Source organism: Stella humosa (genome assembly GCF_006738645.1).
Classification (GTDB): domain Bacteria; phylum Pseudomonadota; class Alphaproteobacteria; order ATCC43930; family Allostellaceae; genus Allostella; species Allostella humosa.
Genome location: NZ_AP019700.1, coordinates 680,120 through 695,193, shown reverse-complemented (window position 1 = coordinate 695,193; position 15,074 = coordinate 680,120). Strand labels below are relative to the sequence as shown.

Annotated in this window: 12 protein-coding genes; 9 read left to right on the top strand and 3 right to left on the bottom strand. The window is 70.7% G+C overall.

All coding sequences use genetic code 11. The features are described 5' to 3' along the window. The first annotated feature begins 14 nt into the window (after window positions 1-14). The 4 genes from STVA_RS03275 (at window position 15) to STVA_RS03260 (ending at window position 3,294) form a co-directional block, all read left to right on the top strand. Window positions 15-704 (top strand): ABC transporter ATP-binding protein, encoded by a 690-nt coding sequence (locus STVA_RS03275; RefSeq protein WP_197735778.1) that lies wholly within the window; start codon window positions 15-17, stop codon window positions 702-704. 132 nt (window positions 705-836) lie between these two features. Then, window positions 837-1,895, top strand: a complete 1,059-nt coding sequence (locus tag STVA_RS03270; protein ID WP_170216666.1) for a PstS family phosphate ABC transporter substrate-binding protein — start codon at window positions 837-839, stop codon at window positions 1,893-1,895. 184 nt (window positions 1,896-2,079) lie between these two features. Then, a complete protein-coding gene (locus STVA_RS03265) occupies window positions 2,080-2,691 on the top strand; it encodes a hypothetical protein (protein WP_142235630.1) in 612 nt (203 codons plus the stop codon). A gap of 204 nt (window positions 2,692-2,895) precedes the next feature. Next, window positions 2,896-3,294 carry a bactofilin family protein gene (locus STVA_RS03260; RefSeq protein ID WP_170216667.1) on the top strand — a complete coding sequence of 133 codons (399 nt, stop codon included), beginning with the start codon at window positions 2,896-2,898 and terminating at the stop codon, window positions 3,292-3,294. Between the two features lie 83 nt (window positions 3,295-3,377). Here STVA_RS03260 and STVA_RS03255 read toward each other — a convergent pair whose 3' ends face one another. Continuing rightward, window positions 3,378-4,739, bottom strand: coding sequence for a formimidoylglutamate deiminase (locus STVA_RS03255; protein WP_123694255.1), 1,362 nt, complete (start codon window positions 4,737-4,739; stop codon window positions 3,378-3,380). Between the two features lie 73 nt (window positions 4,740-4,812). Here STVA_RS03255 and hutI point away from each other — a divergent pair, with 73 nt between their 5' ends. From hutI to STVA_RS03230, 5 genes are all read left to right on the top strand, one after another. Next, window positions 4,813-6,039 carry an imidazolonepropionase gene (gene hutI, locus STVA_RS03250; RefSeq protein ID WP_420822810.1) on the top strand — a complete coding sequence of 409 codons (1,227 nt, stop codon included), beginning with the start codon at window positions 4,813-4,815 and terminating at the stop codon, window positions 6,037-6,039. Continuing rightward, window positions 6,036-7,574 carry a histidine ammonia-lyase gene (hutH, locus tag STVA_RS03245; RefSeq protein ID WP_123694257.1) on the top strand — a complete coding sequence of 513 codons (1,539 nt, stop codon included), beginning with the start codon at window positions 6,036-6,038 and terminating at the stop codon, window positions 7,572-7,574. The genes hutI and hutH overlap by 4 nt, the downstream gene beginning before the upstream one ends. A gap of 64 nt (window positions 7,575-7,638) precedes the next feature. Next, a complete protein-coding gene (locus STVA_RS03240; RefSeq protein ID WP_197735777.1) occupies window positions 7,639-8,442 on the top strand; it encodes a phytanoyl-CoA dioxygenase family protein in 804 nt (267 codons plus the stop codon). 8 nt (window positions 8,443-8,450) lie between these two features. After that, window positions 8,451-10,118 carry a urocanate hydratase gene (gene hutU, locus STVA_RS03235; RefSeq protein ID WP_123694259.1) on the top strand — a complete coding sequence of 556 codons (1,668 nt, stop codon included), beginning with the start codon at window positions 8,451-8,453 and terminating at the stop codon, window positions 10,116-10,118. Window positions 10,119-10,144: 26 nt separating this feature from the next. Further along, a complete protein-coding gene (locus tag STVA_RS03230) occupies window positions 10,145-12,151 on the top strand; it encodes an alpha/beta hydrolase domain-containing protein (protein WP_142235629.1) in 2,007 nt (668 codons plus the stop codon). 7 nt (window positions 12,152-12,158) lie between these two features. Here the strand turns inward: STVA_RS03230 and STVA_RS03225 are convergent, their stop codons facing one another. Together STVA_RS03225 and STVA_RS03220 are read right to left on the bottom strand one after the other, a co-directional pair. Beyond that, window positions 12,159-14,030, bottom strand: a complete 1,872-nt coding sequence (locus STVA_RS03225) for a TRAP transporter permease (RefSeq protein ID WP_123694263.1) — start codon at window positions 14,028-14,030, stop codon at window positions 12,159-12,161. Window positions 14,031-14,091: 61 nt separating this feature from the next. Further along, window positions 14,092-15,042 carry a TAXI family TRAP transporter solute-binding subunit gene (locus STVA_RS03220; protein WP_123694265.1) on the bottom strand — a complete coding sequence of 317 codons (951 nt, stop codon included), beginning with the start codon at window positions 15,040-15,042 and terminating at the stop codon, window positions 14,092-14,094. Between the last annotated feature and the right edge of the window lie 32 nt (window positions 15,043-15,074).

Here is a 15,074-nt window from a genome sequence, read left to right as displayed (position 1 = left end):
CCCCGCTGCTGGCGTTGAACGGGCTGACCGTCGTGCGCGGTGGCGGCAAGGTCGTCGACACCATCGACATGACGGTCGAGGCCGGCACCGTCACGGCGCTGCTCGGCGTCAACGGTGCGGGCAAGTCCAGCCTGATCCAGGCGGTGGCCGGGCTGCTGCCGGCCGCCGGCGGCAGCGTGGCGCTGGCCGGCACGTTGATCCACACCCTGCCGGCCGAGCAGCGGGCCAAGCTCGGCATCGGCCTGTCGCCCGAGGGCCGCCGCGTCTTCCCCGGCATGACGGTCGGCGACAACCTGCTGGCGGTCTGCCGCGCCGGCGCCAAGGTCCGGCGCGAGCGCGTGGCCGCGGTCTACGAGTTGTTCCCGCAACTGGCGCCCCGGGACCGGACCCTGGCCTGGCAGCTATCGGGCGGGCAGCAGCAGATGCTGGCGATCGGCCGCGCGCTGATGAACCTGCCGCGCCTGCTGGTCCTGGACGAGCCGACGCTGGGTCTGGCGCCCGCCGTCATCTTCGACCTGATGGAACGGCTGACCTGGGTGGCGGCCTCGGGCACGGCGATCCTGGTCGCCGAGCAGAACGCCGCGGTCCTGTCGATCGCCCATCGCTGCTGCGTCATGCGCGTGGGCCGGATCGTGCTGGAGACGACCGGAGCCGACCTCGCACAGGACCCGCAACGGCTGCAAGCGGCGATGCTGGGCACATAACCGGCGCACATAATATTCGATCTGGACCCATCGGCGATGGCGATTGGCCATGTGATTAGTGCTATCCTGTGGCGAACGGTTGCAGCAGGGGGCACTGGGATGGGTCGTCGGATTGGTCGATGGGCGCTTCCGGTGCGCCGCCTGGGAGTGGCGATCGCTGCCGCCTGCGTGGCCGTGGGTCTGGCGATGCCGGCCACCCCCGCCCTGGCCAACGAGCCGATCAAGGTGGTGGGCTCCACCTTCGTCAGCCCCTATCTGCAAGCCGTCTTCACCAAGCTCACCGAAGGCGGGGTGGTAGCGCCGCCGAAGATGGACCTGAAGGGCAGCGAGCGTGGACTGGCGGAGTTCTGCCGGTCTGCCGCGGCCGACAGCGCCAGCGTGCTGGCCATGTCCCGCCGCATGCGGATCACGGAGTTCGAGCAGTGCCAGCGCAGCGGCGTCCCGGCGATTGTCGAGATTCCGCTGGGCTACAGCACGCTGACCCTGGCGACCCGGCGCAGCGACACGAACTTCGAGCTGACGCTGCAGCAGCTTTACGCCGCGGTGGCGCGCGAACTCCCCGTCGACGGCGAGTTCTCCGAGAATACCAACAAGCGCTGGCGCGACATCGACCCCGCCCTGCCGGACACGCCGATCCGGGTGGTGCTGCCCGCCCCCGGCCTTGGCTCGCGCGGCTTCTTCGAGGACCGCTTCCTGGAGGCCGCCTGCCGCGGCATCCCCGCCGTAAAGCTGATCTTCTCGGCCGAGGAGCGGGTGAAGCAGTGCGTGCAGCTCCGCAAGGACGGCGCCATCGTGGAGGTGGGCGTGCCGTTCGACCAGGCGATCCGCCTGGCCATGACCGACGCCCCGCCCGGCACCATCGCGGTGGTGCCGTTCAACATCGCGACCGCCATGACGGACGTACTCAAGGTGCTGCCGCTGGATGGCATCCTGCCGTCTCCCACCACCGTCGCCGCGCGGACATATCCCTTCAACCGCCCGCTCTTCGTCTATGTGAAGAAGGCGCATGTGAAGGACTATCGCGGCAACGGCCCCGTGGCCGGCCTGCGCGAACTGATCACCGAGCTGACCCGCGAGCGGACGATCGGGCCGGATGGCTACCTGACGGTCGAGGGCGTGGTGCCGCTGGGCGACGACCGCCGGGCCGAGGAACGCGGCCGTGCGCTGCGGCTCGCCATCATGGAACGCTGAGGAGCACAACGATGCGCCGCACTCTCGCTGCCGCCGCCTGCGCCTTCGTCCTCGCGGGCACCACCGCCGCAATCGGCCAAACCGCGCCGGCAGCCACCGCGCCGGCCACCCCTCCGGCAGCCACCGCGCCCCCGCCCAGCGGGGCAGTGCAAATGAAGCCGGTCCCCTGGCGCCGCCCCCCGCCGTGACTGCCGAACCGTCGCCTGACGACGCGGCCGACCTGGTGCGCGACCGTCCCCGGACCCTGAACAAGCTCTGGTCCGCCAGCCTGCAGGCAGCGCAGTGGGCCGCCGACCTGGCGATGAGCGCCATCGACCAGGTGGCGCCACCCTCGGCCACCGACTTTGCCGGCGACGACGCCCAGCAGGCAGGCCAGCTCTTCAAGCTTCTCGGCATGGCCGGCTACAAGCTGAAGGAAATCGACAACGAGGTCGGGCTGATCCCGGGCCTCGCCTTCAAGTTCGGGCTGGTGCGCGAGATCTCGCAAGCCGACATCGACTATCTCGACGAGCAGATGCAGCTCCATCGCATCAATTTTCCGGGCGTGATCTCGTCCGTGCAGCGCAGCATCGTGTCGACCGTTGTCTCGATCAACAATGGCGGCGGCATGCAGGTGTCCGAGCTGAAGCTGACCTTGCTGCCCCTGCCCAAGGCCGAGTTCTCGATCACCCCGTCCGCCACGGCGCTGAGCGAGGAACACAGCGCCCTGATGCGTGCCATCCAGCGCGTCGATGGCCGCGTCCGCGACCTGTCGCGGCTCGAAGTGAAGGCCGCCGCCGCCGCCCAGAAGCGCTGACGCTTTCATTCGGCGGGATCCCGATCGGGCGGGGCCCGCCGCCTTGGCATGGCGGCGACCGAGCCGGGTCCGCCCCTCGGAATCGCCGCCGTCGCTGCGGGAAATTTCCCCGCGCGCGAGCCGTTCTGATACCTTCGGCTGGTGGGGTGGGTTCGCTGCCCCGGCAAATCCACATCCCAGGACGTGCAAGAGGAGCGGGATCGAGTGACTGCGGTACCGACGAACGACAGCTACCTTTCGGTCGGCGAAGGCGTGGAGATCGCCGCAACGATCGAACGCTGTAGCCGGATCTATGTCGCCGGGAAGGCGCGCCTGCAGACCACCTGCAAGTCCTTCGTCCTCGACGCCAACGGCCGTGTCGAGGGCACCATCGAGTGCGAGACGGCGGAGGTCCGCGGCCGCTTCGAGGGCGAGATCCGCGCCACCCAGCGCCTGATCGTCCATGAGACCGGCAATATCGAGGGCGAAATCCGCTACGGCCGCCTGGAGGTCGCCGATGGCGGCCGGCTGACCGGCCGCATCGAGTCGCTGGGCGGCACCGGCAATCCGGCCCTGCCGGCCTCTTCGCCGGTCGACCCCTATCGCGGTCGCCCGGCCGTCTGAGATGGGCTGACGGCTAGGATGGGTTGATGGGCCGGAAGGCGGGCACACCGCCTGCTTTCCGGTCCGACTGCCCCAGGCCTAGTCTAGGCGGCCATGAGCCGCCGCATGGTCGCGCCGAAGCGTCGGCGCACCGCATCGCGGGCGACATGGCGGCCATCGGCCACCACCGGCCGCCCGCCGATCCAGACCGCCTTCACCACCCGCCCGTCGGCAGCAAAGACCCAGGCATCGAGCCAGTGGTCGCCGCTGCGCCCGGCCAGGGCCGGATGCCCGTCATCCAGCAGGACGAAATCGGCGCGATAGCCCGGCGCCAGCCGGCCGACGCGGCGGCCGAGCGCACGCGCGCCCCCATCCAGCGCTAGTTCGAAGAGCGCTCGGCCGGTGGATTGCCCCGCCCCGGCCGCGACGACGTTGCGGGCCTCGTCGCGCAGGCGCTGGCCATATTCCAGCAGCCGCAGTTCCTCGGCCACGTCGATGCGCACGTTGCTGTCGCTGCCGATGCCGAGCAGCCCGCCCCCTTCCAGCAAGGCCGGCACGGGGAAGATCCCGTCACCGAGATTGCCCTCGGTGATGGGGCAAAGGCCGACGACCGCGCGGGCCGCCGCCATTCGCGCCACCTCTGCCGGCGTCACGTGGGTGGCGTGGACCAGGCACCAGCGACCGTCGACCGCGGCTTCGTCCAGCAGCCAGTCCACCGGCCGCCGGCCGCACCAGGCGAGGCACTCGTCCACCTCGCGCTGCTGCTCGGCCACATGGATATGGACCGGCCCGCCGGCGGCCTCCGCCACGACGGCCGCCAGCGTCTCCGCCGTCACCGCCCGCACGGAATGCGGGGCGACGCCGACCGCCATGTCTGGCACTGCCGCCAGCGCGGAGCGCGATGCCTCGACCAGCCGGGCGAAGCGGTCCGGCGTGGTGACGAAGCGGCGCTGGCCCGGATCGGCCGGGCCGCCGCCGAAGCGCCCGAAACCGTAGAAGACCGGCAGGTGGGTAAGGCCGATGCCGCTCTCGACCGCGGCCCGGCCGATGGCGCCCGCCATCTCGGCCGCGTCGGCATAGGGCCGGCCCTGTGGGTCGTGGTGCAAATAGTGGAACTCCGCCACCGCGGTGAAGCCGCTCTCGACCATCTCGACATAGGCCTGGGCGGCGATGGCGGCGACGTCGTCCGGGTCGAGGACCGCCAGGAAACGGTACATCACCTCGCGCCAGCCCCAGAAGTTGCCCTCCATGGCGCCACGCCGCTCGGCCAGGCCGGCCATGCCGCGCTGGAAGGCGTGGCTGTGCAGGTTGGGCATGCCGGGGACGGCCACGCCGGCGTGGCCGTTGCCGTCGGCCGGCGCGCCCGCCGTCACCGACCGGATCCAGCCACCATCGTCGACCGCGATCGTCACGTCGTCGGCCCAGCCCTCCGGCAGCAAGGCATGGGCGAAATGATGGCGCTGCATGATCGGTCCCCGTGGTCGTCGCCGGCTCGTGGGCCTATCGTACATCCCGCAGCGGAGCAGGCGCGAGGAGGCGTTGGCGATCATGCAGGTGGACCATGTCCTGGTCGATGCGCGCATCGCCACGATGGCGCCCGACGGCGACCCCTATGGCAGCGTCGCGGACGGAGCGGCAGCCGCGGTCGCCATTGCCGGCGACCGCATCGCCTGGGTCGGGCCGATGGCCGACCTGCCGACCGGCCTTGGCGCGGCGCGCCGCACCGGCCTCGACGGCCGCTGGATCACCCCCGGCCTGATCGACTGTCACACCCATCTCGTCCATGGCGGCGACCGCGCGCATGAATTCGAGCTGCGGCTGGAGGGTGCCTCCTACGAGGAGCTGGCGCGGGCGGGCGGCGGCATCCTGTCGACCGTGCGGGCGACCCGCGCCGCCTCGGAGGCCGACCTGCTCGCCAGCGCCCTGCCCCGCCTCGACGGGCTGATCGCCGAGGGGGCGACTACCGTCGAGATCAAGTCCGGCTACGGGCTGTCGGTGGCCGACGAGGTGAAGATGCTGCGCGTCGCCCGCGAGCTGGGCCGGGTGCGGCCGGTGACGACGCGCACCACCCTGCTGGCCGCACACGCCCTGCCGCCCGAATTCGCCGACGACCCGGAGGGCTATATCGACCTCTGCGCCGGCCCGATCCTGGACGCGGTCGCGGCCGAGGGGCTGGCCGATGCGGTCGACGCCTTCTGCGACCGCATCGGCTTCACCGCCGCCCAGACGGCGCGGGTGTTCACGGCCGCCCGGGCCCGCGGCCTGGCGATCAAGCTGCATGCCGAGCAGCTCTCGGACCAGGGCGGGGCGGCCCTGGCCGCCGGCATGGGCGCCCTGTCGGCCGATCATCTGGAGTACCTGGACGAGGCGGGTGCTATCGCCATGGCGCGGGCCGGCACCGTGGCGGTGCTTCTGCCCGGCGCCTTCTACTTCATCCGCGAGACGCGGCTGCCGCCGGTCGACCTGCTGCGCCGGCTGGGGGTGCCGATTGCCATCTCGACCGACCTCAATCCCGGCTCCTCGCCGCTGAATTCGCCGCTGCTGGCGATGAACATGGCCTGCACCCTCTTCCGGCTGACCCCGGCCGAGGCGCTGGCCGGTATGACGCGCCATGCGGCAACGGCCCTGGGAATGGGTGGCGACACCGGCACGATCGCGCCCGGGCGGCGCGCCGACCTGGCCATCTGGTCGATCGAGCGGCCGGCGGAACTGGCCTATCGCATCGGCTTCAACCCGCTCTACCGGCGCATATGGGGTGGCAAATGAGGGCAACGATCGAGGTCGGCGTCGGCACGCACGGGCTGGATGCCTGGGCGGCCGTGCTGCGCGAGGGTGCGGCCGTGCGGCTCGACCCGGCCGCGCGCGGGGCGGTGGAGGCCGGGGCCGCGACGGTGGCCGCCATCGTCGGGCGCGGTGCGCCGGTCTATGGCGTCAATACCGGCTTCGGCAAGCTGGCCCACGCCCGCATCGAGGCCGAGGACCTGGCCACCCTGCAACGCAACCTGGTGCTGTCGCACGCCGTCGGGCTGGGGGCGCCGCTGGCCGATTCGACGGTGCGGCTTGTCCTGGCGCTGAAGCTGGCCAGCCTTGCTCGCGGCGCATCGGGCGTGCGGTGGGAAACGGTGCTTTTCCTGGAGGCGATGCTGGCGGCCGACATCCTGCCGCTCATCCCCTCCCAGGGGTCGGTCGGTGCGTCGGGCGACCTGGCGCCGCTGGCGCACATGGCGGCCACCATGATCGGCGTCGGCGAGGCGCGCGGGGCGGGGCGGACGATGCCGGCTGCGGCTGCCCTGGCGACCGCCGGCCTGGCGCCGCTGCAGCTTGGCCCCAAGGAGGGGCTGGCCCTGCTGAACGGGACCCAGGTCTCGACCGCGCTGGCGCTGTCGGGCCTGTTCGCGATCGAGCGGGTGTTCCGCTCGGCCCTGGTGACGGGCGCCTTGTCGCTCGATGCGGCCCTCGGCTCCGACACGCCGTTCGACGCGCGCATCCATGCCCTGCGCGGCCATCCCGGCCAGCGCGACGTGGCCGCCGCCCTGCGCATCCTGACAGCCGACAGCCAGATCCGCGCCTCGCACAAGGAGTGCGGCAAGGTGCAGGACCCCTACTGCCTGCGCTGCCAGCCGCAGGTGATGGGGGCGTGCCTGGACCTGCTGCGCAATGCCGCCGCCACGCTGGCGATCGAGGCCGACGCGGTGTCGGACAACCCGCTCGTCTTCGCCGACACGGGCGAGGTGCTGTCCGGCGGCAACTTCCACGCCGAGCCGGTGGCGTTCGCGGCCGACCTGCTGGCGCTGGCGGTGGCCGAGATCGGCTCGCTGGCCGAGCGCCGGGTGGCGATGCTGACCGACGGCTCGATCAGCGGCCTGCCGCCCTTCCTCACCCGCCATGCCGGCCTCAATTCCGGCTTCATGATCGCCCATGTGACGGCAGCCGCCCTGGCGTCCGAGAACAAGCAGCGTGCCGCACCCGCCAGCATCGACAGCCTGCCGACCTCGGCCAACCAGGAGGACCATGTGTCGATGGCGACCCACGCGGCGCGGCGCCTGGGCGAGATGGCCGAGAACGCCGCCGGCATCGTCGGCATCGAGCTTCTGTGCGCGGCCCAGGGCATCGACTTCCACGCCCCGCTGGCCTCCAGCCCGATGCTGGAACGCGCGCGCGGCGCCTTGCGGGCGGTGGTGGCACACCTCGACGACGACCGCTTCCTGGCCCCCGACTTGGCCGCCGCCCGCGACCTGGTATCAGGCGGGGCGATCGAGCGGTCGGCCGCCGATGCCTGGGACAGGGTGGCCCTCGCCTGACACTCCCGCGCGGGCGAGGATCGGGTTAGGCTCCCTTCCTGGACGCCAGGAGGGGGAGCCGCCAATGATGCCGACCGATGCCGATATCCGGGCCTATCGCGAGGATGGGGCCGTCTGCCTCCGCGGCGTGCTGGGTCCCGAATGGCGCCGCCTGCTGGAAGCCGGAGTCGAGCGCAACCTGCGCGAGCCCGGCCGGTTCGCGAAGACGTACACGCCCGACGGCAAGCCCGGCCTCTTCTTCGGCGACTACTGCAATTGGCAGCGCATCCCCGAATACGAGGAGGTGCTGCGCCATTCGCCCCTGGCGGCGCTGGCCGGCGCCCTGATGGGATCGGCCAAGGTGAACCTCTTCCACGAGCATGTGCTGGTGAAGGAGCCGGCCACCGAGGAACGGACCCCCTGGCATCACGACCAGCCCTACTACGTCGTCGACGGCAGCCACATCATCAGCATGTGGATCCCGCTCGACCCGGTCGCGCGCGAGACCAGCCTGGAGTTCGTCGCCGGATCGCACCGGTCGGGGCAATGGTACACGCCGCGGCGCTTCGCCGACGGCAACGACCATCCGGCCCAGCAGAAGAACTTCACGCCCGTGCCCGACATCGAGGGCGACCGTGACCGCTGGCGCATCGTCGGCTGGGCGCTGGAGCCGGGCGACCTGATCGCCTTCCACGGGCTGGCGCTGCATGGCGCGCCGGGCAATTCCACGGGCAATCGCCGGCGGGTGGTGTCGGCGCGCTGGACCGGCGACGATGCCCGCTATGTCCTGCGCGACGGCTTCATGTCGCCGCCCCCGCCCGAGGTGGGGGCACCCGCCGTCGGTGCGGCCATGGATTCCCCCGCCTTCCCCGTCGTCTGGCGCGCGTGAGGCACCCCATGAACCCTCGCCTGGACAATGCCCGCACCGTCCGCGCCGCGCGCGGGCTGCAACGCACCGCCCGGAGCTGGCAGACCGAGGGCGCGCTGCGGATGCTGATGAACAACCTCGACCCGGAGGTGGCGGAACGCCCGCACGAGCTGGTGGTCTATGGCGGGATCGGGCGGGCGGCGCGCGACTGGGATTCCTTCGACCGCATCGCGGCCGCCCTGACCCGGCTGGAGGACGACCAGACCCTGTGCGTCCAGTCCGGCAAACCGGTCGGCGTCTTCCGCACCCACCCCGACGCCCCGCGGGTGCTGATCGCCAACTCCAACCTCGTCGGCAAATGGGCCAACTGGGACCATTTCCACGAGCTCGATCGCAAGGGCCTGATGATGTACGGCCAGATGACGGCCGGATCCTGGATCTATATCGGCTCGCAGGGGATCGTGCAGGGCACCTACGAGACCTTCGTGGAGATGGGGCGCCAGCACTATGGCGGCGACCTGGCGGGGCGCTGGTTCCTGACCGGCGGGCTGGGCGGCATGGGCGGGGCGCAGCCGCTGGCCGCCACCATGGCCGGCGCCTCGATGCTGGCGGTCGAATGCCAGGCGAGCCGCATCGACATGCGCCTGCGCACCGGCTACCTCGACGAACGCGCCGACACGATCGACGAGGCGCTGGCGATCATCGCCCGCGCCAAGGCCGAGCGGCGCCCGGTCTCGGTCGGGCTGCTGGGCAACGCGGCCGAGGTGTTCCCCGAGTTGGTGCGACGCGGCATCCGCCCGGACGCCGTGACCGACCAGACATCCGCCCACGACCCGATCAACGGCTACCTGCCGGCCGGCTGGAGCCTGGCGGAGTGGGAAGACCGGCGGGCGAGCGACCCCAAGGGGGTCGAGGCCGCCGCGCTCGCCTCGATGGCAGTCCAGGTGCGCGCCATGCTGGATTTCCACCGCATGGGCGTGCCCACGGTCGATTATGGCAACAACATCCGCCAGATGGCGCGCAATGTCGGCGTGGCCGACGCCTTCGACTTCCCGGGCTTCGTGCCGGCCTACATCCGCCCGCTCTTCTGCCGCGGCGTCGGGCCGTTCCGCTGGGCCGCGCTCTCCGGCGATCCCGAGGACATCTACCGCACCGACGCACGGGTGAAGGAACTGATGCCGGACGACCGGCACCTGCACCACTGGCTCGACATGGCGCGTGCGCGCATCCGCTTCCAGGGACTGCCGGCGCGCATCTGCTGGGTCGGGCTGGGCGACCGCCACCGGCTGGGCTTGGCCTTCAACGAGATGGTGGCCAGGGGCGAGATCGGCCCCATCGTCATCGGCCGCGACCATCTCGATTCGGGCTCGGTCGCCAGCCCCAACCGCGAGACCGAGGCGATGCGGGACGGCAGCGACGCGGTGGCCGACTGGCCGCTCTTGAACGCGCTCGTCAACTGCGCCAGCGGCGCCACCTGGGTTTCCATCCACCATGGCGGCGGCGTCGGCATCGGCTATTCGCAGCATGCCGGCATGGTCGTGGTCTGCGACGGCACGCAGGAAGCCGCGCGCCGGCTGGAGCGCGTGCTGTGGAACGACCCCGCCACCGGCGTCATGCGCCACGCCGACGCCGGCTATGCCGAGGCGGTGGAATGCGCCCGCCAGCACCAGCTCGACCTGCCCTTCCTCGCCCGCTGACGAACATTCAAGGAATGCCCGCCGACATGACGAACCGCACGCGCATCGAGATCACCGCCCGCACGACCTTCGCTGACGGGGCCGAGTTCGGCCAGGCCGGCGCCTACGAGAAGCTGGTCGGCCGCGCCCACTATGCCGTCGATCCGGCCGCGGCCGCCCAGGCCGGCATCGTCGACCTCGACCGGGCACCGCGCAATGCCGACGGCCTGGTCGAGTTCGCAGCCGACGTCATGATCCTGAAGCCGGTCGACATGGCGCGCGGCAACCGGCGCCTCTTCTTCGGCTACGGCAATCGCGGCAACAAGCGGGAGCTGCAGTTCTTCAACGACGCGCCGCCCACCAACGACCCGGCGACGTTGGCGCACGCCGGCAACGGCTACCTCTTCCGGCGGGGCTACACCATCGTCTGGGGCGCCTGGGAAGGCGACCTGCTGCCGGGCAACGGCCGGCTGATCCTGGACGTGCCGGTGGCGACCGATGGCGGCAAGCCGATCACCGGCCCGGTGCGGACCGAAATCATCGTCGACAAGCCCGGCACCACGGTGGTGCCGCTGTCCGGCCGCGCTTCGACCCGCTCCTACCCGACCGTGTCGCTCGACCCGACCCAGGCGACGCTGACCCGCCGCCGCTACCAGGGCGACCCGCGGATCGCCGTCGCGGCGACGGAATGGGCCTTTGCGCGCGTGGAGGGCGGCAGCGGCCTCGACAACCAGGGCGCGGAACAGGCGATCATCCCGTCCGACACCCATCTGCATCTGCCCGCCGGCTTCCAGCCGGGCTGGATCTACGAGCTGGTCTACACCGCCCGCGACCCGCGCGTGCACGGGTTGGGGCACGTCGCCGTCCGCGACCTGGTCGCCTTCCTGAAGCACGACACCGGTGCCGGCAACCCGCTGGCCGGCGGCATCGACAAGGCCTACGCCTGGGGCCGCTCGCAGACCGGGCGCTGCATCCGCGACTTCCTCTACCAGGGCTACAACGCCGATGCCGGCGGCCGCCAGGTGTTCGAGGGCGTGCTGCCGCATGTCTCCGGCGGCGGGCTGATGTGGATGAACCACCGCTTCTCGCTGGTGGTATCGCCGGCCGGCCAGCAGTACGAAGACCATGCGACGATGGCCGACCGCTTCCCCTTCTCGTACGCGGCCTCCGTCGACCCGCATTCCGGCCGCGAGGACGCGATCCTGAAGCGGCCGGCGACCGACCCGCTGGTCCTGCACACCCAGAGCGCCATCGAATACTGGCAGCGCCGCGGTTCGCTGGTGCATACCGACGCCCACGGCAACGACCTGGCCCAACCGGACAATGTCCGCGTCTACCTGTGGTCCAGCTCGCAGCATTTCGCCGACCCGAACGTGAGGCGCCCGGCCAAGGGCGTGTGCCGGCAGTACCTCAACATCGTCCAGACCTCGATGCTGTTCCGCGGCATGCTGGATGCGCTCGACCGCTGGGCGACCGATGGCACGCCCCCGCCCGCCAGCCGCATCCCGCTGCGCGCCGAGGGCACGCTGGTGACGGCCGAGGAATGGCGCCAGCGCTTCCCCGCCATTCCCGGCGTCGCCCAGCCGACCGGGGTGAATGCCTGCCCGCTGCTGGATTTCGGGCCGCGGGCGGCGGACGGCATCATCGACCAGGAACCGCCCAAGGTGCTGGCGGCCGAGGGCTATCCGACCCTGGTGCCGGCGGTCGACGCCGACGGCAACGACGTGGCCGGCGTGCGCGCGCCGATGGTCGGGGCCCCGCTCGGCACCTATACCGGCTGGAACATCCGCGACCGCGGCTTCGGCCATGGCGCCATGCACGAGTTCACCGGCAGCTACATCCCCTTCCCCGACACCGAGGAAGAGCGGGACGCGACCCGCGACCCGCGGCCGTCGGTGCTGGCCCGCTACGGCTCGCCCGCCGGCTATGCGGCGGCGATCGAGGCGGCGGCCCGCGCCCTGGTCGCCGACGGACTGATGATCGAGGAGGATATCGAGCGGTCGGTGAAGGCGGCCGCCGACTGGGGGCGGCCGCTTCACGACGTGCGATTGTAGGCCGCGGTCAGCGGGCTCCGGCGGTGGCCGGGGTCCGCTGGCGGGCCAGCCACTGGGCTGCCAGCACGACCCCGGCCAGCACCGCGCCGGTGACGTCCGACCAGACGCTGGGGAAGACCAGCGCGAAGCCCCCCGCGGCCAGCAGCACGCGCTGCCAGAGCGAGGCCCAGGTCAGGAAATAGCCGTGCAGGCCGCCGGCGAAGAGCAGGATGCCGGCTACGGCACAGACGAAGCGCCAGACGATCCAGAGCCAGCTATCGCCGATCATCAGCAGCGCCGGCTCGTACACGAACATGAAGGGCACGATGAAGCCGGCGGCACCGATCTTCACTGCCGCCAGGCCGCTTTTCCAGATGTCCGACTTGGCGATGCCGGCGGCCGCGAAGACGGCCAGCGCCACCGGCGGGGTGATGGCCGACAGCACGGCGAAATAGAGCGCGAACATGTGGGCGGCCGGAGGGATGACGCCCAGCTTGATGATGGCCGGCACGAGCAGGGCCGTCATCACGATGTAGGCCGGCGTCGTCGGCATGCCCATGCCGAGCACGATGCCGGCCGCCATGGTCAGGAACAGCGCCACCAGCAGCCAGTCCTGCGCCAGCCCGACCACGAGCTGGGTGAAGACGATGCCCAGGCCCGACAGCATGACGACGCCGATGATGATGCCGGCACAGGCACAGGCGAGCGCCACGGTGACGGCGTTGCGCGCCCCGTCCGCCATCGCCTCCATGACGTTCTTCCAGGTGACGTTGCCGCGCGTCGACGGCCGCAGCGCCGCCACGGGGAAGCACAGCAGGGTCCCCACCAGGGCCGCCATCGGCGCGCTGTAGCCGGAATACATGACGGCCAGGATGGCAACGACCGGCAGGAACAGGTGGCCGCGCTCGGCCATGACGCGCGAGAAGACCGGCAGTTCCGACCGCGGCAGGCCGACCAGGCCGCGCCGCTTGGCCTCGAAATGCACCGCCCCGAAGCAGGCGACGTAATAGAGGATGGATGGAATCAGCGCCCAGATGATGACCTGGCCGTAGCCGACCGCCAGGAACTCCGCCATCACGAAGGCAGCCGCCCCCATGATCGGCGGCATGATCTGGCCGCCCGTCGACGCCGTCGCCTCCACCCCCGCAGCGAAGTGCGGGGGAAAACCCGTGCGCTTCATCAGGGGAATGGCGATCGGCCCGTCGACCATGACGTTGGCGACCGCACTGCCCGAGATGGTGCCGAACAGGCTGGAGCTGACGACGGAAACCTTGCCCGGCCCGCCCGCCGTATGGCCGGTCAGCGACATGGCGAAGTCCATGAAGAGCTGGCCCGTGCCGGTGCGCTCCATGAAGCTGCCGAAGAGCACGAAGATCAGCACATAAGCGGCCGACACCGAGAGCGGAATCCCGAAGATGCCCTCGGTCGTCATGAAGAGCTGGTCCATCAGCCGCATCGGCTCGAGCTTGGCGATGAACAGCCCATAGACCAGGAAGACGATGGCCGTTATCGGCAGGGCCCAGCCCAGCGCCCGCCGGGTGCCCTCGATGACGGCCACCACCATGATCGCACCCAGCACCATGTCGGCGGTCGACAGGTCGTCGATATAGTAGATGCGGTTGACGATGTAGTCGTAGTTGAAGAACAGGTAGAGGATCGGTGCCGCCGACAGGACCAGCATGCCGTAGTCGATGGCATCCGGCGGCCGGCCGGCCCGCTTGGCCGACCGGTCGTAGAACAGGAAGACGAGCGTCAGGGCGAACAGCAGGTGGGTCCCGCGGAAATACACGGCCTCCGGCGTGCCGAAGGCGATCGCCCACATGTGGTAGAGCGACATCAGAACGCCGATGACGATGCCGACGAGGCGGAGGATGCCGCCGTGACTGAGATCCATGGTCATCGCGCGCGACCCCGACTGCTGCTTGTCTATGCCTGCTGCTTCTATACCCGGTGCCCGACGCTCAGCGCGTCTTCACCGTAATGCCGGATTCGGCATAGAATTTTGCCGCGCCGGGGTGGAAGGGAACGCCGATATCCTCGGCCATCGCCTTGGGGGTCAGCCCGGTGATGCCCTTGTAGACGGCCGCCATCGACGGCACGTTGGCCGCCATCGTCTTGGTCATGGTGTAGACCTGATCGGCCGGCAGCTTGCAGGCGGCCGCGACGTGCGTGGCATAGCCGATGACCTGGACGTCCCGGTCCTGCTTGGCATAGGTACCCTTGGGCACGGTCACCAGCGTGTAGCCGGGATTGAGCTTCTTCATGCCCTCCAGGCTGTCGGACAGGTCCATCAGGGTGATGTCGCGGGCCGAGGCCAGGTCCATGATCGACCCGGCGGGGATGGCGGTGCCGAGGCCGAAGGCGACCGCGTGGCCGTCCTGCATCTGCGTCACCGAGTCCGTGTAGGACACGAAGCTGACCTTCACGTCGCTGTAGGCCAGCCCATGCACCTTCAGCAACTGGGCGGTGATCAGCTCGCCCGTGTTGCCGCGCGGCTGGGTGGTGATGCTCTTGCCCTTCAGGTCCTTGACCGACTTGATGCCGGCAGCGGTCGGCGTGACGAGCTGGTAGTATTGCGGGTAGAGCGTGGCGATGTTGCAGATGGTGTTGTGGGGCTTGTTGAAGGGCGCGTTGCCGGCCAGCGCATCGACGGTGGAGATGGAATTGCCGAAGCCGATCTCGGTCTTCGATTCCTCGATGCCGCGCATGTTGGCGATGCCGGCGCCCGGCAGCGACTGCACCGACAGGCCGGGAATGGCCTTTTCCCACATGTCCTTGAGCTGGCCGCCCAGCGGCACCCAGACCCCGCCCTGGGGACCGGTCATCAGCTTGATGTCCGCGGCAGCGGCGGGTGCGGCGCACGCGGCGGAGACTGCGAGCGCAGCCAGAATCGACTTGGTATGAAGGGTCATCGGGTTCTCCCAAATTTCGAGTATTGTCCGGA

Bases quoted from the DNA above. Each gene is read 5' to 3' on its own strand.
- STVA_RS03225 (WP_123694263.1), bottom strand. From the start codon at position 14,030: ATGACCATGGATCTCAGTCACGGCGGCATCCTCCGCCTCGTCGGCATC.
- hutU (WP_123694259.1), top strand. From the start codon at position 8,451: ATGAACCCTCGCCTGGACAATGCCCGCACCGTCCGCGCCGCGCGCGGG.
- STVA_RS03230 (WP_142235629.1), top strand. From the start codon at position 10,145: ATGACGAACCGCACGCGCATCGAGATCACCGCCCGCACGACCTTCGCT.
- STVA_RS03220 (WP_123694265.1), bottom strand. From the start codon at position 15,042: ATGACCCTTCATACCAAGTCGATTCTGGCTGCGCTCGCAGTCTCCGCC.
- STVA_RS03240 (WP_197735777.1), top strand. From the start codon at position 7,639: ATGATGCCGACCGATGCCGATATCCGGGCCTATCGCGAGGATGGGGCC.
- hutH (WP_123694257.1), top strand. From the start codon at position 6,036: ATGAGGGCAACGATCGAGGTCGGCGTCGGCACGCACGGGCTGGATGCC.
- STVA_RS03255 (WP_123694255.1), bottom strand. From the start codon at position 4,739: ATGCAGCGCCATCATTTCGCCCATGCCTTGCTGCCGGAGGGCTGGGCC.